The organism is Brucella sp. HL-2 (assembly GCF_025846885.2).
GTDB classification, from domain to species: Bacteria; Pseudomonadota; Alphaproteobacteria; order Rhizobiales; family Rhizobiaceae; genus Brucella; species Brucella quorumnocens.
Genome location: NZ_JAOYTK010000002.1, coordinates 312,979 through 336,655, shown reverse-complemented (window position 1 = coordinate 336,655; position 23,677 = coordinate 312,979). Strand labels below are relative to the sequence as shown.

The window sequence follows — 23,677 nt, the reverse complement described above, 5'->3', positions numbered from 1 at the left end:
GTAAAAATAGTCAGAATGGAAACAGTTATGGATCGGCTTGATAGTGAGCGGATGTTTGTTGCCGTACTGGATACGGGCAGCTTTTCCGCAGCCGCTCAGCGCCTCGGCACAAGCAGCGGGCAGGCCTCCAAGCTCATATCCAAACTTGAGGCAGCTCTCGGCGTTCAACTCATAAAGAGGACCACCAGAGCGCTTTCTCCGACCGAGGTTGGGTATGCATATTATCACCGGATCAAAGGGTTATTGCATGATTTTGATGCGCTGGACGCATCTGTACGTAATGCATCCGGGGCGCCGAGTGGGCGAATAAGGCTTACTGCGCCCATGTCCTTCGGAACGCTACAGCTGACACCTGTGTTGCTTAAGTTTGCCAAGGCATTTCCCGACATTCAGATGGAAGTCAGCTTTTCCGACCGTATCGTCAATCTTGTCGACGAGGGCTTTGATATTGGCGTCAGGATAGGAAAACCGCTCGACAGCACGCTTATTGCAAGGCGATTATGCGATGCTCGCGTTGTGCTCGTAGCCGCAGCGGATTACATTCGGGAGCAGGGCGCACCGCAGCATCCACGCGATCTATCCAGACATAGTTGTATCGTCGATACGAATTTCCGCGAGCCGTTCGTCTGGCGTTTTGCGCCGTTACCGGATGGAGAAATACAATCTGTCAGCATTGCCGGACGACTTCAGTTTTCAAATGGCGAGGCCTGTCTGCAAGCTGCTTCCGCTGGGCTGGGGGTTGCGCACGTACCGACTTTTATAGCCGGTCCATCTATTCGTAATGGTGAAGTGCAACAGTTGCTGGCTGAGTTTGAAGATAGTCCACTTGGTATCTATGCGGTTTATCCACCGGCCCGACATCTGGCTCTAAAGGTCAGAGCTCTGGTCGATTATCTGGCCGATAATTTCAGTGGGGAACCGGCATGGGATCGCGGCTGGAACTCACATTTATCATAGATATTGAGGATATTCTGGAAGTCTTATTTCTCGTTCCAGATGTCTGAATAGTAGTGTCTACGACAACCGTCGTGCGCCAACACGGCATTATTTCTCGTTTCGTTTGCTTGGTATGGACGTGAGACGCGATGAACGTGAGCGGGAAAAACCGCCGCATGAACGTCTTAAGATATTGGCCAGTTTCGTCCAATCTTTTGATGGTGCTGTCATTTGATGATGAGCCTTTTTCAGTTCACCTTTACTGGCAGCGTGCTTCTCGTCGTGTTGTGGATTGATGGGCAGGGCTCGCTCTGTAGTATTGTTGATATTTTCTGCTGTCATGATGGCCTCCTGGTGATCTGTTTAACGCTTTAGTGAAGCGCAATCCGAATAATGAGAAAAAGTCTCCGGAAATACTGTTCGCTAAAACAATCTATTAGAGCACTCTGACGAGTACGCTGCCGGCATTAGTCAAAGGAATATCGAACATGCGGCGACTGCTGCGGTAGCATCGATAAAATACCAGCCAGCGGCAGGTTTTACCTGTTCAAATTTGTTCATGGGCGTATCCGATATTCCGGGATTGGATACACCTAATTGTGTATTAGAACTCCACCATACTACTTTTAGTCGCAAACCGCGCATGAATTCGTCGACGAAATGATCCTTGTATCGTTGAATAAGATGAACCGGAGAGAAAAAGCCCGTCATTACAACCGATAAGCTGTTGCGCCTGATCTCCCGATAGATCGTCGAGCGATGACGCCCATCAGTCGCGCATTATCGCCAAGAGGGACTTTGAGCTGTTCAAGCGCAAATAGCCTGCAACGTTCGGCCAAAGTGCTTTGCTAATAACAATTAGACATCCAATCGCCTCCAAGGCTAACACCATGAATTCATTGGCATGTTGCAGTTTAAAATAGAATGTATCCCTCTTACACATTCTGATCGCATAATCTATCTTATGGAACATACTCAACAATAAGAAACCAGCGCCTTATTGTGATAAAACGTCTGCGACGAGTTTAATGTGATGTCCCGATGATCGGGTAAACAACGCTTACGTTCAACGTTTTCCACAACTCGAAATCGCTGATCAAAATTTAAGCGAATCGTATGTCAAGAACTGAATAAAACTGCTGACAGCAGCAGCGCAAAAGTGCCGCAAAATAAGGATTTTTCGTGATTTTTTTACGTCTTATACTATGCATAAATCCGTGTTTGATAGCTACTGCGTACCATTTTTGTTGCCTTCTAAATTAGTGTTACCGTAGTAAATCCATCAACTAATTCAATGCGTTAAGAACTTCTCTTGCAAGAGTCAATCTTATCCATAAGATGCACGCCATTTCAAAAATTACCAAGGAGGGGTTCTTCGTGTTTCGCAAAACTTTACTGACAAGCGTGTGTCTTCTGGCGCTGATGGGAGCGGCATCGGCTGAGACTGTTCTAAATCGTGGCAACGATACCGATCCGGCAACGCTAGACCATCATCGCACGTCCACAGTTTCTGAAGGTAATGTGCTTCGTGATCTTTACGACGGCCTGACCATTCAGAATGCAGATGGCGAAGCCGTACCGGGTGTGGCAAAGTCTTGGGATATTTCGGAAGATGGCACTTCATACACTTTCCACCTACGCGATAATGCCAAGTGGTCGAACGGCGATCCGGTTACAGCCGGTGATTTCCAATTTGCGTTCCGCCGTCTGATGGACCCAAAGACCGCTGCGGGCTATGCCAGCATGCTGTTTGTGATCAAAAATGCTGAAGATGTTGCTGGTGGCAAAAAGCCAATTGATGAGCTTGGGGTTGAAGCAGTCGATGATCACACGCTGAAGGTGACGCTGAACTCCCCTGCTCCTTATTTCCTTGAACTTCTAACGCACCAGACGGGTTTCCCGCTGCACCAGAAGAGCGTTGAGGAAAATGGCGACAAGTTTACGACACCGGGCAAGATGGTGACGAATGGCGCTTATGAGCTTGTCAGCTTCACGCCAAACGACAAGATCGTCATGAAGAAAAACCCGAATTACTACGAAGCGGATCAGGTCAAGATCGATACGATCAACTGGATTCCATTCGAAGATCGCGCCAGCTGCATGCGCCGTTTCGAAGCCAAGGAAGTTCAGATCTGTTCTGACGTTCCAGCTGAGCAGATGGATTATGTGAAAAAGAACCTCTCCAAAGAGTTCCGCATGGCGCCATATCTTGGCGTCTACTATCTGCCAGTCAAAGGCAAGACTGCCGACAGCAAGCTAAAAGATCCCCGTGTTCGTCAGGCCCTTTCAATGGCGATTGATCGAGACTTCATTGCCGATCAGGTTTGGCAGGGTACCATGCTGCCGGGCTATTCTATGGTTCCTCCGGGCATCAATCATTACGTCAAGGATGCGCCAAAGCTCGACTATTCCGACGATATGCTCGATCGTGAAGACAAGGCCAAGGAACTCTTGAAGGAAGCAGGCGTTGAACCAAACACGCTTTCGATTGAGTTGCTCTACAACACATCTGAAAATAACAAGAATACAATGGCGGCAATTGCTGATCAGCTCGGTAATATCGGTGTGAAAGCAACGCTCAACGAAACCGAAGGCGCTACCTACTTCAACTTCCTGCGTGAAGATGGTCCATTTGATATCGCACGCGCCGGCTGGATCGGTGATTACAACGATCCGCAGAACTTCCTCTATATCAGCCAGAGCGATGTCAGCTTCAACTATTCCAAGGTGAAAAACCCTGAATATGATGCGAAAATGGCTGAAGCTGCCAAAATACTTGATCTCGATGCTCGTGCAAAAGTTCTCGCCGAAGCTGAGCAGCTCAAACTCGATGATATGAGCAATATTCCGATCCTTTATTATTCTTCGCGCGCTCTTGTTTCCGACAAGGTCGACGGCTGGAACGATAACATTATGGACAGCCACAAAACCCGCTGGCTTTCGTTCAAACAGTAATTTTCAATTCGGGCTGCGCCGCCAGCATCGGCCCAAAAATCGAAATCGATTTTTGAAAAGCAGGATGTGTAGATCAAATGAGTTAGAGCGTCCTTTGTGCGTCCGAAAGGGCACACGGCGCTCTAGTGGCGCAGCCCCTTTTTCTTTCGACCGCGGGAGGGTCGGAGGGCCCCTTTTCATGGGGCGTATATTTTTAAAGTTTTATGGGAGTTTTCGATGGTTCGCGAAATTTTGTTGACAGGCGTTTGTCTGGTTTCGCTTGGCAGCGCCTCTTCAGCTGCAATTGTACTTAACCGTGGAAATGACATGGATCCATCAACGCTGGATCAACAGCTCACTACAACGGTTCAGGAATACCGTGTTTTAAAAGATCTTTATGAAGGTCTGGTTGCACAGGAAGTTTGGCGCGGTACAATGCTCCCTGCCAGCTCGATGGTGCCTCCCGGCATCAATAATTACGTCAAAGACGGACCGCAGCTGAGCTACGCCAAAGAAGACATTCTTGATCGCGAGGAGAAGGCAAAAAAGCTGTTGGCAGATGCGGGCGTCACACCTGGTAGTCTGTCGATAGTGCTGAAATATAGCACGTCGGAAAATCACAAGAACACGATGGCGGCGATTGCCGACATGCTCAAAGATATTGGTATCAATGCTACGCTCGACGAAGTCGATGGCACGACTTATTTCAATTACCTTGAGCAAAAAGGCATGTTCGATATCGCACGCGATGGCTGGGTTGGGGATTACAACGATCCGAACTCGTTTCTGTCACTCTTCGCGAGCGACAGCTACTTCAACTATGCGCAATGGTCGAACAAGGATTATGACGCGCTGATGATGAAATCAGCCACTACGGCAGATTTGGGTGAACGGGCGAAAATCCTCACCAACGCAGAGGAGATTTTGCTCCAAGACGGGGCTGCTATTCCTCTGCTCTACTATTCATCTACCGCATTGGTTGCCGACAAGGTCAAAGGCTACGACGACAACCTGATGAATTCGCACGCCACGCATTGGCTGTCGATAAAAGGCTAAACAAAAACAGGAACGCCCTTAGAGCGCCGCGCGCCTAAAGGCGCACAAAAAGACGCTCTAAAACGTATAAGGCTGCATAATTTTCTTCAATCGGGTCCGATTTAAAAATTATGCGGAAATGGGATTTGCAGGATCACATTTTGAGTGTTCCGGCAAAGAAGGGAAATAAAAATGCTGGGCTACACGCTCCGACGATTGGGTAGTGCAATACCCACGATCTTTATCATAGTGACTTTGACATTCTTCCTTATAAGACTGGCACCCGGCGGGCCTTTCGATCTGGAGCGTCCGATCGACCCCCTGATTCTTGAGAACCTCAAGAAGGCCTATAATATGGATGCGCCGCTTTGGCAGCAGTATCTGATTTATCTAGGCAATCTGCTGCGTGGTGATCTTGGACCAAGCTTCACGCGTCGCGATTTTACCGTGAATGACCTGTTTGCTTCCGGTCTGCCGGTTTCGGTCATGCTTGGCGCTTTGGCGCTTAGTCTTGCTGCGATTATCGGAACATTTCTCGGTACAATTGCAGCGCTGAAACAGAATTCTTCCATTGATTATTTCGTTGTAGCACTTGCCACTTTCGGTATCACAACGCCCAACTTCGTTGTTGCTCCCCTCCTCAGCCTGCTTTTCGGTGTCATTCTTGGCTGGGTCCCAGCCGGGGGCTGGTCGTCTGCGAATATCACTTACTGGATATTGCCGGTGCTAACTCTGGCTTTGCCGCAGGTTGGCGTTATTGCGCGCCTCGTTCGCGGCGCAACCATTGAAGCCTTGCGCGCCAATCATGTTCGCACCGCCCGCGCCTATGGCCTGCCATCGCGCGTCGTGGTCGGCGTACATGCCTTGCGTGCTGCGATGCTGCCCGCTGTTTCCTATCTCGGCCCGACAGCTGCAGCACTTCTTACTGGCTCTGTTGTCGTTGAAACCATCTTCGGTATTCCCGGCATTGGTCGCTACTTCGTGCAGGGCGCGTTGAGCCGCGATTACACGATGGTCATGGGCACCGTGGTTGTTATTTCCGTTTTCGTCGTGGTGTTTAATCTCATCGTCGACCTCCTTTATGCATGGCTTGATCCGAGGGTTCGCTATGACTGATTTTACTGCAGCCGTGGAAACAGAAAAATTGGGTTCAGTCCAAAGCCGCTCGCTCTGGCAGGATGCTTGGTTGCGTCTGCGCAAGAACAAGGCGGCTGTTACAAGTGCCATCGTCCTCATCGTGCTGGCACTTGTCGGCATTTTTGGACCCATGATCAGCCCGCATCCTTATGACAAAATCTATCCGCAGTTCGTGCGCGTGGCTCCAAGTCTGGAAGCATATCCGCGTGCCGATACGATTATGCCCGGACTGGAACGTGAACTTGCCCGCGCCCGCCTTGACGCGTCAGCGGAGCCGGAATTGACCGGCAACAGTGTGTTGGTTAACTTCACCGCCCAGCGCCCGACCGATGAGCGCGTGTTGCGTTATTTCCAGCGCTCTGACCTGTTTAGCAATCCGAAAATCGAACTTGCTGCAGATGGATTATCGGGCAAGCTTACACTCAACGTCTCGCGCAACTATTTTGTACTCGGTACAGATAATCTTGGCCGCGATTTGATGACACGCATTTTCATTGGCGTTCGTATGTCACTCGCTATCGGCCTGTTGGCTTCGGCAATGGCTTTGGTGCTCGGCGTTGGATATGGCGCGATATCGGGCTACCTCGGTGGCCGTGCCGACAACATCATGATGCGGCTTGTCGATATTCTCTATTCCCTGCCCTTCATCTTTTTCGTCATATTGATGCTCGTCTTCTTTGGGAGGTCGATTTTCATCATCTTCATTGCCATTGGTGCAACCGAATGGCTGGATATGGCGCGCATCGTGCGTGGGCAGACATTGAGCCTTAAACGACAGGAATTCGTGCAGGCAGCGGAAGCGCTAGGCGCAACACGACGTGGCGTCATTACACGACACATCATTCCGAACGCGCTCGGACCGGTCATCGTCTTCGTGACACTGTTGGTGCCCAAGGCAATTCTTCTTGAAAGCCTTCTGTCATTCCTCGGTCTCGGTGTGCAGGACCCACTCACCTCGCTCGGTCTTCTCATCTCGGAAGGTGCACAGAACATGCGCGGCGCAAGCTGGCAATTGATCTGGCCTGCCGCAACTCTCACCATCATTCTGTTTGCGCTGAACTTCCTGGGCGATGGCCTGCGTGACAGCCTTGACCCGAAGGATCGCTGAGATGACGAACGAAAACATTCTGAGCGTGCGCGACCTGCGCGTTACCTTCGATACAAATGACGGTCCAGTTGAAGCCGTGCGCGGCATCAATCTGGACGTCAAAGCTGGTGAGACGGTAGCCATTGTTGGTGAATCTGGCTCCGGTAAAAGCCAAACAACCATGGCAATGATGGGCCTGCTGGCCCAGAACGGCAGGGCTACAGGGCAAGCGCTTTATCGCGGGCAGGACCTGATCGGCATGACCGATAAGGCACTCAACAATATACGCGGCGCAAAGATCACAATGATCTTTCAAGAGCCGATGACCTCACTCGATCCGCTTTATCGCATCGGCGATCAGTTGGCAGAACCGTTGCGTTATCACCGGGGTATGAGCAAAAAGGAAGCGCGTCCGCGTATTCTTGAACTGCTAAAACTGGTTGGTATTCCAGAACCCGAACGCCGCATCGACAGTTATCCTTACGAGCTTTCGGGTGGACAGCGCCAGCGTGTGATGATTGCCATGGCGCTCGCCAACGAGCCGGATGTTCTGATCGCTGACGAGCCGACGACTGCGCTCGACGTCACCATTCAGGCACAGATACTCGACCTGCTGGCAGATCTGCAAAAGCGGCTCGGCATGGCCGTGGTCTTCATCACGCATGATCTCGGGATTGTCCGCCGGTTTGCGGATCGGGTTTATGTCATGCGTTATGGTGAGGTCGTTGAGACCAACGAAACTGACAAGCTCTTCACTGCGCCTAAGCATCCTTATACGAAAATGCTTCTTGATGCCGAACCGGAAGGCGAAAAGCTCTCACCGCCTGATGAGGCACCTGTGCTCATCCGCGCTGATAATGTGAAGGTCAACTTCCTTATCAACAAACCATGGCTGGGTGCTGCAACCTATCTCACTGCCGTCAACGATGTTTCACTGACGCTTAAACAGGGCCAAACCATCGGTATTGTTGGGGAATCCGGTTCGGGCAAATCGACGCTTGGTCGTGCTATCCTGCGATTGCTGCCGTCCGAAGGACGTGTGGCTTATCTTGGCAAGGAGTTGCCTGTTGAATCGCAGGCCATGCGGCCAAAGCGCCGCGAATTGCAGCTTGTGTTTCAGGATCCGTTCGGTTCCCTAAGCCCACGCATGACCGTGGGCCGCATCATTACCGAAGGGCTTTTGATCCATGAGCCGAACCTGTCGGCCAAGGAACGCGACCGCCGTGCCTGTGAAGCGCTTAAGGAAGTCGACATGGACCCGGCGATGCGTAATCGCTATCCGCACGAGTTTTCGGGTGGTCAGCGTCAGCGCATCGCCATTGCACGCACCATGATCCTGAAACCAAAGGTGATCGTACTTGACGAGCCGACAAGTGCGCTTGATCGCTCGGTCCAAAAGCAGATCGTCACGCTCTTGCGCGATTTGCAAAAGGATTATGGACTTTCCTACATCTTCATCAGCCATGACATGGCAGTGGTCCGGGCGGTATCAGACTACGTGATCGTGATGAAGAACGGTAAGATCGTGGAGCAAGGTGATACAGAGCAGGTCTTCGATAATCCGCATGAGGAATACACCAAAGCGCTAATGGCGGCAGCACTGAGCGAAGAACGTTTCGGAACTGATGCATAGTTATAAATTAGCAATAAAAACGGGGCATTGGCCCCGTTTTTTTATAATGAAATACAACTCTAAAAAACAAGCGAACGGTGAGCCGAGACGCCTGCGGTAACTCCATCCGAAACAGACCAGGCAACGCTATGCGCGCCGCGTGTAACATCGCCTGCCGCATAAATTCCCGCAACACTTGTCGCTTTCATCTCGTCTGTCTTGATAGTTTTACCAAGCGGCATTTCTTCGAGTGTGCAGCCGAATTGTTCGGCAAGAGAACTGTTGAGCCGGTTGCGGGGAGCAATATATAGCGCCTCTGTGGAAGTCATCCGGCCATCAGCCAATTCGACCTCCGACAGAGAAGTCCCCTCGCCTCGTAAGCCCACAACTTTGGCAGGTTCTATAGTTATGCCGCGATTTTCCAGTTCCAGGAGTGTCGCTTCGTCTGATTCATTGCCACCATTCAAATAGAATGTTGTCGGCCCCCATTCTGCGATTAGCATGGCCTGATGGGCTGACATTGGTGAAAGGTTCAGTACACCAAGTTTTCTGCCGCTGAACTCATAGCCATGGCAATATGGACAATGGATAACCGAATTGCCCCATCGTTCCGGGAGTCCCGGCACATCTGGTAATTCGTCCGAGATACCAAAGGCAAAAATGAGCCTGCGTCCGTGCACTGTCTCGCCTGTATCGAGTTCGATTGAAAACTCATCAATCCCCCCGGTTCCACCAATGGCCTGTCCTTTGGTTATTTCGACACTGGGATAGGCCAGCACCTGAGTTCTTGCCGTTTCAAGCATGGCTGCCGGATTGCTGCCATCCTGCGCAAAGAAGCCATGCGAGTGCTCAGCAAAGCGATTGCGGGGCTTGCCTGTGTCGATCACGCGGACAGATCGTCTGCCACGAGCGATGTAGGTTGCAGCGGTGAGCCCGGCAAAACTTCCGCCGATAATGATTGCATCATGATGCGTCATGAGCTGTCTCCAAATCGAATGTCGCGCCGCGTTCGAGGGCGCGTTTATGGAAATCCTCGCTCAACATGGCGAGTGACACTTCTCCAAAGCGTTTCAACAGGAGTTCCTCTGCGTCATGAAACGCTTTGTTCAGAGAGGCATTCACTGCCTGCTCAACGATGCATCCCGGCATTTCGGTGCGATTGCTCATGGCAAGCAGCGACGGTTTGCCGATAGCATCATAGATGTGTCGCAACGTGACCTTTGATAGATCACAGGCGATCTCCCAACCACCACCATGTCCTTTTTCGGAGCGAACATAGCCCTGCTCGCGCAGGCCGCCCATAATGCGACGGATCACAACAGGATTGGTGCCCATTGCTTTCGCCAGCACCTCGGAAGTCACCGGCCTCTGATATTCAGCCATATGAAGGAGGACGTGCAGAACGCCCGATAATTTGCTGTCTCTTTTCATGTAACTTTATATGTTACGAGTCTTGTGCATTGTCAAGAGGACAAAATTTGGAAGCAATTTTCGGGAAGCGGTGGCAGGACTTTATGCTAAGATCGCTCAATGAACGATCTCTTTTCCAATCTCGAAACGCGTGAAAATCTGACAGACGGAGCGATGCTTTTGCGCGGCTTTGCTCTTGCGAACGCTAAAGACGTTATCAGTGCATTACGAAGTGTCGCTGAAGAAGCACCCTTTCGCCACATGACCACCCCGGGCGGTTTTCGCATGTCTGTGGCGATGACCAATTGTGGTTCATTCGGTTGGGTCACAGATCGCCGCGGCTATCGTTACAGTCCAGCCGATCCAGAAACTGACAGGCCATGGCCCGAGATGCCGGATGCTTTGCTTAATCTGGCTGAAACTGCTGCGCAGGAAGCGGGTTATGCTGCATTTTCACCCGATGCCTGCCTCATCAATCGCTATGAACCGGGTGCAAAGATGTCGCTTCATCAGGATAAGGACGAGAAGGATTTCACCAATCCGATTGTGTCCGTATCGCTTGGCCTTCCCGCGACATTTCAGTTTGGTGGTTCGCAGCGCAATGACCCCGTGCGCAAATTTGTGCTGCATCATGGTGACGTGGTTGTCTGGGGTGGCCCCTCAAGGCTGTTCTATCATGGCATTCTGGCGCTTAAAGACGGCGAACACCCTCAGCTGGGGCGCTATCGTTACAATCTGACATTCAGAAAAGCGCAATAGAGCGCCGTGCGCTATCACAGTGTAATTATGCAATAGTCGAAACCAATCGGGGATCGTTCTTACAAGGACGATCCCCGATTGAATTGCTTTAATTGAATGCGCCGCCGTCACTTTTGCTTTCAGGACGCTCTTTGGCAACTTTTTCGCGATAGCCGCTGGCGCGATAGGCCGAAATTGGTTCAATCGCCCCACCAGTTCGGCGACGTGCTTCGGCCAATATAGGCTCAACATCTGTGCGATACGCACGTTTCAGCGTGTCTGATGCCATCAGAGCATCGTTTTCCTGCTGATAGGTTTCGAGAGCCTCGCGATCCACCAACAGTGCTTGCGCATAAGCACGGCGTATTTCGTTTGCTGAAGAGATGAGGCTTTCCAGCGGATCAGTCACATTATGCGACTGATCAATCATGTGAGCTGGATGAAAGTCCTTCACACCGGGATAATCCGCATCCACCAATTCGTTGAAAACAAGGAACAGGCGATAAGGATCAATAGACCCCGCATCAAGATCATCATCGCCATATTTGCTGTCGTTGAAGTGGAAGCCGCCAAGCTTTCCAAACTGCATCAGCCGGGCAACGATCATTTCGATATTGGTATTTGGGGCGTGATGGCCAAGATCAACCAGACATTGCGCTTTTGGACCAAGCGTTGAGGCGATGAGGTAATTGGTGCCCCAATCCTGAACCACGGTCGAATAGAAGGCTGGCTCGTACATCTTATGCTCAGAGAACAACCGCCAATCATCCGGCAACGCCTTATAAATCTCGCTCATCGAATGCAGATAACGCTCGAAAGCGCGGGTGAAATTCTGCTGGCCCGGGAAGTTTGAGCCGTCAGCAAGCCAAACCGTCAGTGCCTTGGAGCCAATAGCATTTCCGATTTCAATACACTCAATATTGTGCTCAACGGCCTGCGCGCGGACTGCCGCATCCACATGCGTAAGTGAGCCATACTTATAAGAATGTTGCTGATCGGCTGAATCCGCAAACGTGTTGGAGTTCATCGCATCAAAGCCAAGCCCCAAGGCAGCGGCATGTGCCATCAGCTCTTTCGGATCGGCTTTATCCCATGGAATATGCAACGAGACATTTGGCGTTGCACGCGATAGCTCGTTGATAACGGCGCAATCATTGAGCTTGTCAAAAATACCCCGTGGTTCACCGTGCCCCGGAAAGCGACCGAAGCGGGTGCCGCCCGTTCCCGTACCCCAAGACGGTACGGCAACATAATACTTCGCGACCTTTTCGGTGATTTTTTCGATTTCAATGCCGCGGCGTGCAAGGTGGTCGCCAAGCGCCTGATAATCGCTCTTCAATGGGCTTTCGTAACCGAAATTATGCTCAGCGATGAAATCAGCTGCAATACGTTGTTCGGACATGGTTCCTCCCAGAATGCCCTCAATTTCTTGGATAAAAGGCAGGAAGGCAAGATCGCCTCGCCCGCCTTTTCAATGATCAGCGCGGGAAGCTTTGCTGGTTTCCGGCATCCACATTAATGATATTGCCGGTAGATTTGGCCGAGGCATCACTCGCGAGGAAGTAGATGGCTTCCGCAATATCTTCGGGCAGCACATTGAGCTTCAAAAGGGAGCGCTTGCGGTAATGTTCCTCGAGCTCCGTGACGTCGATTTTGGAAGAAGCTGCGCGCTGCTCCCGCCACTCACCATCCCAGATTTTCGAGCCACGCAAAACAGCATCAGGATTGACGACATTCACCCGAATGCCGATCTCTGCGCCTTCGAGTGCCAGACAACGTGCCAGATGAATTTCGGCCGCCTTTGCAGTGCAATAAGCGGATGCGCCGGGTGACGCGGCCAGACCATTCTTGGATGCCACGAAAACAACATTTCCGCCAAGTTTTTGACGCCGGAATAACCGGAATGCCTCACGAGAGACAAGAAAATACCCTGTAGCAAGAATGTCGATATTGCGATTCCACATCGAAAGCTCGGTAGTTTCGATGGGTGCCGATGATGCAATACCTGCATTGGAAACCAGAATATCAATGCCACCAAGTTCAACACTTGCCTCGATGAAGGCGCTTATCACGGCCTTCTCATCGGTCACATTCAGCTCGACGCTACGCACCTGATCCGCGCCGAAGCGTTTCGACAAATTATCATGAGCTGATTTGAGCGACCCTGCGTCAATATCAGCCAGAACCACGCAAGCACCCTCGCCTGCAAGATGTTCTGCGGTCGCGTAACCGATACCACCTGCTCCACCGGTAATGAGTGCGATACGCCCTGCTAGGCTTTTCGGCTTTGGCATCCGCTGGAGTTTTGCTTCTTCGAGCAACCAATATTCGATGTCGAAGGCTTCCTGCTCCGGCAAGCCTTGATATTCGGACACGGCAGATGCGCCGCGCATGACGTTGATCGCGTTGACGTAGAACTCACCGGCAATGCGCGCGGTAGCCTTGTCGCGTGCAAATGACAGCATACCAACGCCCGGGATCAGGAAAATCACCGGGTTTGGATCGCGCATTTTTGGCGAATTATCGCGCTTGCAGCTCTCATAATAGCGGGCGTAGTCAGCGCGGTAGGCTTCCAACGCGGCGTCCAGTCCGTCAACTATACGATCCACATCGGGCTTGGCTGGGTCAAAATCGATTACAAGCGGGCGGATTTTCGTACGCAGGAAGTGATCCGGGCAGGATGTGCCCAGGCGAGCCAACGGCTGAAGATGTTTCGCGTTTACGAATTCAAGCACAGCCTCCTGATCATCAAAATGACCAAGCTTGCGTTCGCTGTTTCCAATAAGACCGCGAATCTCCGGCATAAGACGCGCGGCAATGGCGCGACGTTCCGGTGCTTCGAGGCTTTGTGCGACAGCTCCACCGAAAGCAGCTTTACCGTCGGTCTTCTGATCAAGCCATTCGATAGCTTTGTTGATGATTGCCAGGGTCGTTTCATAACAGGTCTTTGCATCATTGGCCCAAGTGAAAAGACCATGACTTTCAAGGACTACACCCTTTGCCTTCGGATTTGACTTCACAAAGGCTTCGAGGTCGAGGCCAAGCTGGAAGCCCGGTCGGCGCCAAGGCAGCCAGCCAATATCACCGCCAAAAATCTCGGCGGTCAGTTCGCGGGAGTTCTTAGATGCGGCGATCGCGATGATCGCGTCAGGATGCATGTGATCGACATGGATGAATGGTACAAAACCATGTAGCGGCGTATCAATGGAAGCGGCGCGCGGATTGAGGTTGAAGGTACAATGCGGAAGAAAGCCGACCATGCGGTCTTCATCGTCACCCCCCTTGTAAATACCCTTCAGTGCATCAAGCTTATCCTGATAAAGCGTGGCAAAGCCATCCAGCTTAATCGTGCCAACATCGCCGCCTGAACCTTTGACCCAGAGAACCTGAACTTTCTGGCCTGTCAGCGGATCAATTTCCTCCACCTTTGCAGACGTATTGCCGCCGCCATAATTGGTGATGCGCTTGTCAGAGCCAAGGAGATTGGAGCGATAAAGCAATTTACCCGGTTCATCCAGCGTCGCTGCCTTGGCATCATCCCAGCGGTTATCCAAAAACCTGCTTTCGGCCACCATGTCATCCTCCCGTTTTATGGTGAAGACCTGATTGCGCACTTTCTTTTTCGCGCACAAACGATCATGTTGGCGACAGATATGGCGTAATGTGCAAATTAATGTCAATCACAAACGATCAAAAATAAGCAATACTATTCTTATTTTGCATAAATATGATTGTTTATGATTGACACCGCCCGCATTTGTGTTTGATACAAGAAAAAGGAGGAGCCATGCACGAAAGAGAGCGCCACCGTATTATCCTGAGCGCAGTTCAGGAGAAGCCGGTGATCACCATTCAGGATCTGGTGGAATTGACGGAGGCGTCCGAAGCGACTCTTCGGCGCGACATTGCATCGCTTCATATGCAGGGCCGTATCAAGCGAGTACGTGGTGGCGCAGAGGCCATTCATCCACCACAGCTTGGCAGTCTTGCTGGCCGACCTTTTAAAGTATCGGAAACGGAAAATACTGACCGCAAGCGTGCAATCGCTCGCGAAGCTGTGTCGCTTTGCGAGGAAGGCGACAGCATCATTATCAATGGTGGTTCAACCACTTTTCAGATGGTGCACTACCTCGCAGCGCGTCGATTGCAGGTTCTGACCAATTCCTTTGCCATTGCCGAACACCTTCTGCGTCAGTCCAAAAGCACAGTTATCGTGCCTGGCGGAGCTGTTTATCGCGATCAGAGCCTTATTCTTTCGCCCTTTGATAACGATGTGATCCGCAATTTTTACGGTCGACGCATGTTCATGGGCTGTCAGGGCGTCAGCCCTCTCGGCGTGATGGAATCGGACGCACTGATCATTCAGAGTGAACAAAAACTGATGGGCCAGGCAGACGATATTGTTCTGATGGTCGATTCATCGAAATTCACCCGTCGCTCCAGCCTTATTCTCTGTCCTCTCGACCGTATCAGCACGCTGATTACCGATGACGGCATCTCGGATGAGGCGCGGCGGATGGTGGAAAATGCAGGCATCAAGCTCATCGTGGCTCAGGTTTCTGCCAATGCCGGTAAAGGCAGCGAACGGGGGGAAGCCACAGAAGTCGCCTGAACCGGACTTATCAATCTTAATGTTCTTAATCGGGAGGAATAGGACATGAAACTTTTCAAGAAACTGGCAATGGGCACGGCGTTGGCCGTTGCCTTCATGGCGACTGCCGCTCAGTCTGCCGACATGAAGATCGCACTTGTCGCGAAATCGCTTGGTAACGGCTTCTTTGAAGCGGCCAATAAAGGCGCACAGGAAGCCGCCAAAGAATTGGGTGGCGTTGAGGTCATTTATACTGGCCCGACAACGACCACTGCTGAAGGCCAGATCGAAGTCATTAACTCGTTGATCGCTCAGGGTGTCGACGCAATCGCTATCTCGGCCAACGATCCGGATGCTGTTGTTCCCGCGCTCAAGAAGGCCGCACAGCGCGGCATCAAGGTTATCTCTTGGGATTCCGGTGTTGCCGCCGAAGGTCGCATTGTCCATCTTAATCCCTCGTCAAATGATCTGATCGGCAAAATGTGCCTGACGCTTGCAGCTCACCATTTGCCGGACGGCAAGGGTGATTTCGCAATCCTGTCGGCAACGACCACTTCGACCAACCAGAACATCTGGATTGACGAGATGAAGAAGCAGCTCAAGGATTTTCCGGGCCTCAATCTCGTGACCACCGTTTACGGTGACGACCTTGCCGACAAGAGCTATCGCGAAGCGCAAGGCCTCCTCACCTCCAATCCAGATGTGAAGGTGATTGTGGCGCCGACCACCGTTGGTGTACTCGCGGCCTCGCAGGCAGTTAAAGATGCAGGCAAGATCGGCGATGTTTATGTGACCGGCCTTGGCCTTCCATCTGAAATGGCTGGTGCCATCAAGTCGGGTGCGACCAAGGAATTTGCGATCTGGAACCCGATTGATCTCGGCTATTCCGCAACGCAGATTGCCTATCACCTCGTAAAGGGTGATGCAGACGGCAAGCCGGGCTCGGAAATCGAAGCTGGCCGCATGGGCAAGATCAAGATTGGCGAAAACGGCGAAGCGGCAATGAGCGATCCGTTCGTTTATGATGCCTCGAACATCGACGAATTCTCCAAGGTCTTCTGATTTCAGATTGAGACTTGATTGAGGTTGGCGGTGTAAGGCAGCACCTGACACCGCCATCATCTTCCGAATTTATTTCAGGTATTTCTGATGAATGCAGCTTTGCAAAAAAGCGGGCAATCGACTTTGTCTGCGGGGCCTGTTGATGGAACGGTTCAACCGTTGCTGGAGATGCGCGGCATTACCAAGACATTTCCCGGCGTCCGCGCGCTCGACAATGTCAATATTGCGCTTTACCCCGGCAAGGTAACAGCACTCATTGGTGAAAACGGTGCAGGCAAATCGACCCTCGTTAAGATCCTGACCGGGATCTACCAACCCGATGACGGCGAAATCGTTATCGACGGCAAAGCATTGCGTTTTGCGACAGCGCAGGATGCGACCAATGCGGGCGTAACAGCAATTCATCAGGAAACCGTACTTTTTGACGAATTATCCGTCGGTGAAAATATCTATCTTGGTCATGCGCCACGCACGAAGCTTGGTTTTGTGAACTGGAATGCCGTTTATGCACGGGCACAGGCCCTCCTCTCCTCACTTGAAATTACTGTCGATGCCCGCATCAAGCTCAAGGAGCTTTCGATTGCGCAACGACATCTTGTGGCAATCGCACGTGCGCTGTCGGTTGATGCGCAGATCGTCATCATGGACGAACCAACGGCAGCACTTTCACGCAAAGAGGTCGACGATCTTTTTCGGATCGTCGAGCGCCTGAAGGTGCAAGGCAAAGCGATCCTGTTTATCAGCCACAAGTTCGATGAAGTTTATGAAGTCGCCGATCATTATGCGGTTTTCCGCGATGGTTGTGCGGTGGGACACGGACTTCTCTCCGAAATGAACGAAAAAGAAATCGTCCGGCTGATGGTTGGACGTTCTGTGGCGAAAGCTTTTCCCAAGCAGGATTTTGCGCTTGGCGACACGGTTCTCAGTGTTGAAAATTATTCGCATCCAACAGAGTTTCGCGACATTTCATTTCATCTCAGGCGCGGCGAAATTCTCGGCATTTATGGGCTTGTTGGTGCAGGTCGTTCAGAGTTTGCGCAATCATTGTTTGGCATGACAACACCTTCTGAGGGGCGTGTAACCTTGGAGGGCAAGGAAATCAGAATACGCCGCTCTGGCGAAGCCATCGCGCATGGCATTGTCTATGTTCCCGAAGAGCGCGGTCGGCACGGCGCAGTTTTGCAAATGCCGATTTTCCAGAATGTTTCCCTGCCCTCGCTTGGACGCACATCGCGTAACGGGTTTTTGCGCATGGCGGAAGAATTCAAGCTCGCGCGTAAATATGCCGAGCGGTTTGATCTTCGCGCCGCAGCACTTTCTGTACCTGTCGGAACGCTTTCTGGTGGCAATCAACAGAAGGTTGTTATTGGCAAGTGGCTTGCAACCAATCCAAAGGTCATCATTCTCGATGAGCCGACCAAGGGCATCGATATAGGTTCCAAAGCCGCCGTTCATGAATTCATCAGTGAGCTTGCTGCCGAAGGTCTCAGCATTATTATGATTTCGTCGGAACTGCCTGAAATCATTGGTATGTCGGATCGTGTCATGGTCATGCGGGAAGGTTTGATGGAAGGTATTTTTGATCGAGCAGGGCTTGATGCAGAAGTGTTGGTGCGTGCTGCAACGGGGAATGCGGGATGAATATGAAACAGCTTCTCAAACAGCGCGAAGTTCTGCTGCTTGTTATCATTGCGATTATGATCGGGCTGTTCTCATTGCGCGCACCTGGCTTTGCCTCACCACGTAATCTGGCAAATATCTTCAATGACACGTCGATCCTGATCATACTGGCACTGGGCCAGATGTCGGTCATTCTCACTAAATCCATTGATCTTTCCGTTGCGGCCAACCTGGCTTTTACCGGTATGGCTGTGGCGATGCTCAATGCAACCTTCCCAGAGCTACCGCTGATCCTCCTGATCATAACGGCCATTGGCATCGGCGCGATCCTCGGCGCAATCAACGGTATACTTGTCTGGAAGCTTGATATCCCGGCGATTGTGGTCACGCTTGGCACACTCACCATCTATCGCGGCATGGCCTTTGTGCTTTCTGGCGGTGCGTGGGTGAATGCGCACCAGATGACAGCGCCGTTTCTGAATACGCCACGCACCGTCTTCCTTGGCCTGCCTTTGCTTGGCTGGACAGCCATCGTAATTGTTGCGCTGGTCTTTGTGCTGCTGACACGCAGTTTCTTTGGACGCGCGCTTTATGCATCCGGCGGCAATCCAACAGCAGCGGTCTATGCAGGCATCGATGTCGGGCGCACACGCTTTCTGGCCTTCGTACTCTCAGGTTCTCTGGCTGGGCTTTGTGGATACCTCTGGGTATCGCGCTATGCAGTTGCCTATGTCGATATCGCCAACGGGTTCGAGCTCGATAGTGTTGCAGCATGTGTGATTGGCGGCATTTCAATTGTGGGCGGCATCGGCACAGCAGTTGGTGCGGTGCTTGGCGCTTTGTTTCTCGGCGTGATCAAGAACGCCCTGCCCGTCATCAATATTTCTCCCTTCTGGCAAATGGCGATTTCCGGCGCTGTCATCATCGCCGCTGTGATCTTCAATGCACGACAGGAAAAGCGCGGTGGACGCATCATTTTGCGTGAGAAAGCCGCAAAGACTTATGAGGAGCCAGCCGCGTGAGCGAAATAACCGAACGCCGTCAAATCCCTGATCGGCTTGGAACCTCCTATACACGCCTGTTCGCCAGCTGGGAAATGTTGCTGCTTGGCGTTGCCATTGCGATCTTCATTGCGAATGCCTTTGCCTCGCCATTTTTCCTCAATGCTTGGAACTTGTCGGATGCGACCTTCAATTTTACGGAAAAAGCACTCATCGCTTTTGCCATGACGCTATTGATCATATCCGGCGAAATTGATCTGTCGGTCGCAGCAATTATCGCACTGGCCTCCACAGCGATGGGAGCTGCGGCACAAGCAGGCGTCGGCACGCCCGGATTGGTCCTGATAGGTATTGGCACCGGTCTTGTCTGCGGAGCAATTAATGGGGGTCTTGTTGCAGGGTTGAAACTCCCCTCCATTGTGGTCACCATTGGCACTATGAGCCTCTTTCGCGGTGTTTCCTATATCGTGCTTGGCGATAAAGCTTATGGTGGCTACCCGGCAAGCTTTGCATATTTCGGGCAGGGCTATCTTTTCTGGGTTTTCTCATTTGAATTTGTGCTGTTCATTGTGGCTGCCATCATTTTCGGCACGCTCCTTCACTGCACTAGTTTCGGCCGGCGGATCTATGCCATCGGTAACAATGAATTCGCAGCGCGCTTTTCAGGTATTCCGGTAGCGCGGGTGAAGTTTACCCTGTTTTTGCTAACCGGTGTCATGAGCGGCATTGCTGCCGTCTGTCTTACGTCTCGCCTTGGCTCCACCCGGCCTTCCATCGCACAGGGATGGGAACTTGAGGTGGTCACAATGGTCGTGCTTGGCGGTGTGTCTATCCTGGGCGGCGCAGGCAGCATCATCGGCGTAGTGATTGCCGCCTTCGTTATGGGACTTGTGACCTTCGGGCTTGGGCTTCTCAATGTGCCAGGTATTGTAATGTCTATCTTCATTGGCCTTTTGTTGATCATCACAATTTCGCTTCCGATCCTTGGCCGAAAATTCAAGGCGAGGCACAGGACATGACAACTGAGCGCTATGCTTTCCGGATGCGGCTACATCCCGGCATGGAGGCTGAATATCGCCGCCGCCATGACGAAATCTGGCCTGAACTCGTTGATCTTCTGCATGAGGCGGGCGTTTCTGATTATTCAATATGGCTGGATGAGGATACGCATATTCTGTTTGGTGTGCTGACACGCACCAAGCCGCATGACATGGCAGTCTTGCCCGATCATCCGGTGATGAAAAAGTGGTGGGCGCATATGGCGGACATCATGGAAACCAACCCCGATAACGCGCCGATCTCCTCCAACCTCAACCTCGTATTTCATATGCCATGAAGCGAATTGCCATTCTCGATATCGGCAAGACCAATGCCAAGACCGTTCTTTTGAACTCAGAAACGGGTGAAGAGATTGCGGTTCATCGCACACCGAACACGGTCCTGCGCAATGGCCCATATCCGCATTATGACATTGAGGCTTTGTGGCGCTTCTTCATCGAGAGCCTGAAAGCCTTTGCCAGAGAGCCGGGTTTTGATGCCATATCAATAACGACCCACGGTGCATGCGCTGCCCTGCTTGATAAAAATGGCGAGCTTGCCATGCCTTTACTCGACTATGAGCACGATTACGGTTCTGAAATTCGTGCAGCTTATGCTCGCATCAAACCTCCTTTTGAAGAAACCTTCTCGCCGACACTATCGCTGGGGCTTAATGTCGGTGCGCAACTTCATTATCTGAAAAAGGAATTTCCCGATGATTTTGCGAATGTGCACCGCATTCTGACCTACCCGCAATATTGGGCATATCGGCTTACCGGAATTGCTTCTGTGGAAGTTACATCGCTCGGTTGCCACACAGACCTGTGGTGTCCAAAGAGGGGTACCTTTTCGTCGCTGATCGAAAGTCTAGGCCTTGAAGGCAAGTTTCCGCCCTTGCGGTCCGCTTTTGATGCGCTTGGAACACTGCGCCCGGAAATAGCCGATGAAATCGGATTATCGCCCCCCGTACCGGTTCACTGCGGGCTTCACGATTCAAATGCATCGCTGCTATCACATCTCATGGATCGTAAGCCGCCGTTCTCAGTTGTCTCTACTGGTACTTGGGTGGTGAGCTTTGCGGTGGGCGGCAATCTTGAGGGCCTCGATCCGAAGCGCGATACGCTGGCAAATGTCGATGCCTATGGTCGTGCTGTCCCCTCCGCCCGCTATATGGGTGGGCGGGAATTCGACCTTATGACCGAAGGCATCGATGCACCTTCATTAAAGGAGAGTGCCAGAGTGGTTGAGGAGGTTCTGAAGCGTGGCATCATGGCGCTGCCATCTGCTGTTCCGGGCTGCGGTCCTTACCCGGACACAAGTCTGCGCTGGATCAATACAGAAAGTGCCAGCTCGGAAGCGCTTTATATTGCTGCCTGCCTTTATGCGGCGCTGATGACGGAAGCATGTCTTGATCTGTTGGGTGCGGGTGGGCCGATTATTGTCGAGGGGCCATTTGCGGCAAACAGTTTCTATCTCTCAGCATTGGCCGGATTTTCAGAGCGCGAAGTGATTGCTGTTTCGGGCTCGACTGGAACGGCATTAGGTGCAGGTTTATTAGCTGGGGCCACAATTCCGGTGATGCAAAATCAAAGATATCTAGCCAATATTGACCAGTATAAAATTTATAAAAAACAATGGGTAAATCTATCTAATTGACAGTTTAATTTATCAGGAAAAGCCCGGATTCCACATCTGAAATCCGGGCTATCACTTATTAGTTCAGTGCCTTGTCCCGCGTTTCCACATTGATGAAAAATGCAATGATCCCGGCCAATGCCAGCAATCCAGCAAACATTGCCACTGCCATGTTGAAGCTTTGGCTGATGACCAAAGCGAGGGCAGACGGTGCGAGCAATCCACCAAGACGAGCCATAGCGCCTGCCGCACCCATTCCACTTGCGCGCAAGGCTGTTGGGTAAAGCTCAGGCGTGAAGGCATAGAGAGCGCCCCATGTTCCGAGCAGAGCAAAGCTCATAATCAGGATTGAAGCACCAACCAAGGTCGAGCTAACCGCAACTGTGAAGAGCGCGCAGGCAGCCGCACTGATGAAGAGAAAGCCGATCAGCGTTTTCTTGCGACCCCATGCTTCGACGCCATAGGCTGCAAGCGCATAACCTGGCAACTGCGCCAGAGCAACGATAACCAGAAAGCCATATCCCCGCACAAAGCCAAAACCGTCACCGGCAAGCTTTGCCGGGATCCATGTGAAGATTCCGTAATAGGAGACCGATACAAGGAACCAGATCGCTAAGGTGGTCAGCGTTCGCTGACGTAAGTTCGGCGATAACAGCTTTTCGTTGGTCACCATAAGCGGCGCCACAAGAATCGTCTTGGGTGGCAGTTCGGCCTTACCGTTCTTACGCAGAACGCGATTCATAACGGCTTTGGCTTCTTTAGTCCGGCCTATTTTGAGCAGGTGCATTGGCGATTCCGGCACCCAGAAACGCAACCAGATGCCGATCAACGCAGGAGCAGCAGTCACGACAAAGATATAGCGCCACGCGTCTGCAACGCCTGCAAGGCTTGCAGCCCATGCGGCCAACGCAATGATGACGGTGCCGACGGCCCAGAAACCTTCAAGCATCACCAGCCAGCGCCCGCGGTTCTTTGAGGGGAGGAACTCCGCCATCATCGCATAATCGACAGGCAAGGTGCCACCAACAGCGATCCCCGTCAGAAAGCGCAGCCCAAGCAGAATGGCAAAATTGGGTGAGAAAGCTGATAGCAGGCCAAACACGGCATCGCAGGCAACTGTAATAAGAAGGACGCGACGACGACCATATTTATCAGCGAGCCTGCCGAAGAGCGCAGCACCTATAAGCATCCCGAGAAAGAATAATGTGCCGGTCTGCAGAGCTTGCGGGACGGTTAAGCCGAAAGTCATTGCAATTGAAGCGGCAGTAAAGCCTACGGCCAGCACTTGCATGGCATCTGCAGCCCAGACCAATCCAAATACGCCGAGAAGGTTACGCTGGAAGGGGCCGGCTCCGGCCTGATCGAGCGTTTGTTCGATAGTAACTTTCATGCCGCGCTGATCCCCTCTTTCCGGCCGAAATTCTACGGTGCTTTTGCTGCGCCTCTCAATGACATCTGTCAATGATAGTCCGGCGAAAAAGCCCGGCTTTTGCTTAAAGTGAGCATAAGTAATGTATCGGTGCGACTTTCATGACACTCTCAAAGGGCTGCTATACTCCGACTCGGCATTCGTGTCCCAAATGGATGCTGCGCACTGGCGGGCGAGTCGAGCAAGTCGTGTCACACTGAGTCTTACGGTGGGTGCGCATACAGTCGCAATCGCAACTGTAAACCTTGCCGTGAGGTGGCTTGATCGTCATATTTTAAATTAATAATCTTTTGTATCTATCCGGCATTTATATGCAATTACCGTTACTCTATCATTTTCGAGACTACTTTATGACTGACCCCATCTGAGAAATTTGTCGGTTTTGAGTGAATTATGAAGGGGGTTGTTAACC

Annotated in this window: 19 protein-coding genes and 1 pseudogene; 14 read left to right on the top strand and 6 right to left on the bottom strand. The window is 51.8% G+C overall.

The features are described 5' to 3' along the window. The first annotated feature begins 27 nt into the window (after nucleotides 1-27). Nucleotides 28-957, top strand: a complete 930-nt coding sequence (locus tag OIV19_RS04695; protein ID WP_264230815.1) for a LysR family transcriptional regulator — start codon at nucleotides 28-30, stop codon at nucleotides 955-957. An 87-nt stretch (nucleotides 958-1,044) separates the two neighbouring features. Here OIV19_RS04695 and OIV19_RS04690 read toward each other — a convergent pair whose 3' ends face one another. After that, nucleotides 1,045-1,278, bottom strand: a complete 234-nt coding sequence (locus OIV19_RS04690) for a hypothetical protein (protein WP_151091491.1) — start codon at nucleotides 1,276-1,278, stop codon at nucleotides 1,045-1,047. 1,035 nt (nucleotides 1,279-2,313) lie between these two features. Here OIV19_RS04690 and OIV19_RS04685 point away from each other — a divergent pair. From OIV19_RS04685 to OIV19_RS04665, 5 genes and pseudogenes are all read left to right on the top strand, one after another. Then, nucleotides 2,314-3,891, top strand: coding sequence for a peptide ABC transporter substrate-binding protein (locus OIV19_RS04685; RefSeq protein ID WP_264230814.1), 1,578 nt, complete (start codon nucleotides 2,314-2,316; stop codon nucleotides 3,889-3,891). Nucleotides 3,892-4,278: 387 nt separating this feature from the next. Continuing rightward, nucleotides 4,279-4,926: pseudogene (locus tag OIV19_RS04680) on the top strand (ABC transporter substrate-binding protein); the annotation flags it as partial. Nucleotides 4,927-5,097: 171 nt separating this feature from the next. Beyond that, on the top strand, nucleotides 5,098-6,021 hold the full coding sequence (locus OIV19_RS04675; RefSeq protein ID WP_151092341.1) for an ABC transporter permease: 924 nt from the start codon (nucleotides 5,098-5,100) through the stop codon (nucleotides 6,019-6,021). Next, nucleotides 6,014-7,150: an ABC transporter permease gene (locus tag OIV19_RS04670; RefSeq protein ID WP_151092339.1), complete on the top strand. Its 1,137-nt coding sequence runs from the start codon at nucleotides 6,014-6,016 to the stop codon at nucleotides 7,148-7,150. The genes OIV19_RS04675 and OIV19_RS04670 overlap by 8 nt, the downstream gene beginning before the upstream one ends. Before the next feature lies 1 nt (nucleotide 7,151). Beyond that, the gene (locus OIV19_RS04665) at nucleotides 7,152-8,762 is read left to right on the top strand and encodes an ABC transporter ATP-binding protein (RefSeq protein WP_264230813.1); all 1,611 of its coding nucleotides are present in this window, start codon (nucleotides 7,152-7,154) and stop codon (nucleotides 8,760-8,762) included. A 59-nt stretch (nucleotides 8,763-8,821) separates the two neighbouring features. On the opposite strand, the gene OIV19_RS04660 is transcribed toward OIV19_RS04665, so the two are convergent. Together OIV19_RS04660 and OIV19_RS04655 are read right to left on the bottom strand one after the other, a co-directional pair. Then, nucleotides 8,822-9,718, bottom strand: coding sequence for an NAD(P)/FAD-dependent oxidoreductase (locus OIV19_RS04660; RefSeq protein WP_264230812.1), 897 nt, complete (start codon nucleotides 9,716-9,718; stop codon nucleotides 8,822-8,824). After that, nucleotides 9,705-10,172 (bottom strand): Rrf2 family transcriptional regulator, encoded by a 468-nt coding sequence (locus tag OIV19_RS04655; protein WP_264230811.1) that lies wholly within the window; start codon nucleotides 10,170-10,172, stop codon nucleotides 9,705-9,707. Before OIV19_RS04655 ends, OIV19_RS04660 begins: the two co-directional genes overlap by 14 nt. Before the next feature lie 99 nt (nucleotides 10,173-10,271). Between OIV19_RS04655 and alkB the strand changes: the two genes are divergently transcribed. Continuing rightward, nucleotides 10,272-10,910, top strand: a complete 639-nt coding sequence (gene alkB / locus OIV19_RS04650) for a DNA oxidative demethylase AlkB (protein ID WP_264230810.1) — start codon at nucleotides 10,272-10,274, stop codon at nucleotides 10,908-10,910. 88 nt (nucleotides 10,911-10,998) lie between these two features. On the opposite strand, the gene rhaI is transcribed toward alkB, so the two are convergent. Together rhaI and OIV19_RS04640 are read right to left on the bottom strand one after the other, a co-directional pair. Then, a complete protein-coding gene (rhaI, locus tag OIV19_RS04645) occupies nucleotides 10,999-12,291 on the bottom strand; it encodes an L-rhamnose catabolism isomerase (protein ID WP_264230809.1) in 1,293 nt (430 codons plus the stop codon). Nucleotides 12,292-12,367: 76 nt separating this feature from the next. Then, nucleotides 12,368-14,464 (bottom strand): bifunctional rhamnulose-1-phosphate aldolase/short-chain dehydrogenase, encoded by a 2,097-nt coding sequence (locus OIV19_RS04640; RefSeq protein ID WP_264230808.1) that lies wholly within the window; start codon nucleotides 14,462-14,464, stop codon nucleotides 12,368-12,370. A 212-nt stretch (nucleotides 14,465-14,676) separates the two neighbouring features. On the opposite strand from OIV19_RS04640, the gene OIV19_RS04635 reads away from it, so the two are divergent. From OIV19_RS04635 to OIV19_RS04605, 7 genes are all read left to right on the top strand, one after another. Continuing rightward, the gene (locus OIV19_RS04635; protein WP_264230807.1) at nucleotides 14,677-15,501 is read left to right on the top strand and encodes a DeoR/GlpR family DNA-binding transcription regulator; all 825 of its coding nucleotides are present in this window, start codon (nucleotides 14,677-14,679) and stop codon (nucleotides 15,499-15,501) included. Between the two features lie 45 nt (nucleotides 15,502-15,546). Continuing rightward, nucleotides 15,547-16,542 carry a rhamnose ABC transporter substrate-binding protein gene (rhaS, locus tag OIV19_RS04630; protein ID WP_151092323.1) on the top strand — a complete coding sequence of 332 codons (996 nt, stop codon included), beginning with the start codon at nucleotides 15,547-15,549 and terminating at the stop codon, nucleotides 16,540-16,542. An 87-nt stretch (nucleotides 16,543-16,629) separates the two neighbouring features. Then, nucleotides 16,630-18,183, top strand: coding sequence for a sugar ABC transporter ATP-binding protein (locus OIV19_RS04625; protein WP_498831027.1), 1,554 nt, complete (start codon nucleotides 16,630-16,632; stop codon nucleotides 18,181-18,183). Between the two features lie 2 nt (nucleotides 18,184-18,185). Beyond that, nucleotides 18,186-19,184 (top strand): ABC transporter permease, encoded by a 999-nt coding sequence (locus tag OIV19_RS04620; RefSeq protein WP_264230967.1) that lies wholly within the window; start codon nucleotides 18,186-18,188, stop codon nucleotides 19,182-19,184. Further along, nucleotides 19,181-20,182 (top strand): ABC transporter permease, encoded by a 1,002-nt coding sequence (locus OIV19_RS04615; protein ID WP_264230806.1) that lies wholly within the window; start codon nucleotides 19,181-19,183, stop codon nucleotides 20,180-20,182. The genes OIV19_RS04620 and OIV19_RS04615 overlap by 4 nt, the downstream gene beginning before the upstream one ends. After that, entirely contained in the window at nucleotides 20,179-20,499 is a 321-nt protein-coding gene (gene rhaM, locus OIV19_RS04610) for an L-rhamnose mutarotase (protein WP_264230805.1), read from the top strand. The genes OIV19_RS04615 and rhaM overlap by 4 nt, the downstream gene beginning before the upstream one ends. Further along, nucleotides 20,496-21,857, top strand: coding sequence for an FGGY-family carbohydrate kinase (locus OIV19_RS04605; RefSeq protein ID WP_264230804.1), 1,362 nt, complete (start codon nucleotides 20,496-20,498; stop codon nucleotides 21,855-21,857). The genes rhaM and OIV19_RS04605 overlap by 4 nt, the downstream gene beginning before the upstream one ends. A gap of 58 nt (nucleotides 21,858-21,915) precedes the next feature. Here the strand turns inward: OIV19_RS04605 and OIV19_RS04600 are convergent, their stop codons facing one another. Continuing rightward, entirely contained in the window at nucleotides 21,916-23,226 is a 1,311-nt protein-coding gene (locus OIV19_RS04600; protein WP_151092313.1) for an MFS transporter, read from the bottom strand. Nucleotides 23,227-23,677 lie beyond the last annotated feature (451 nt).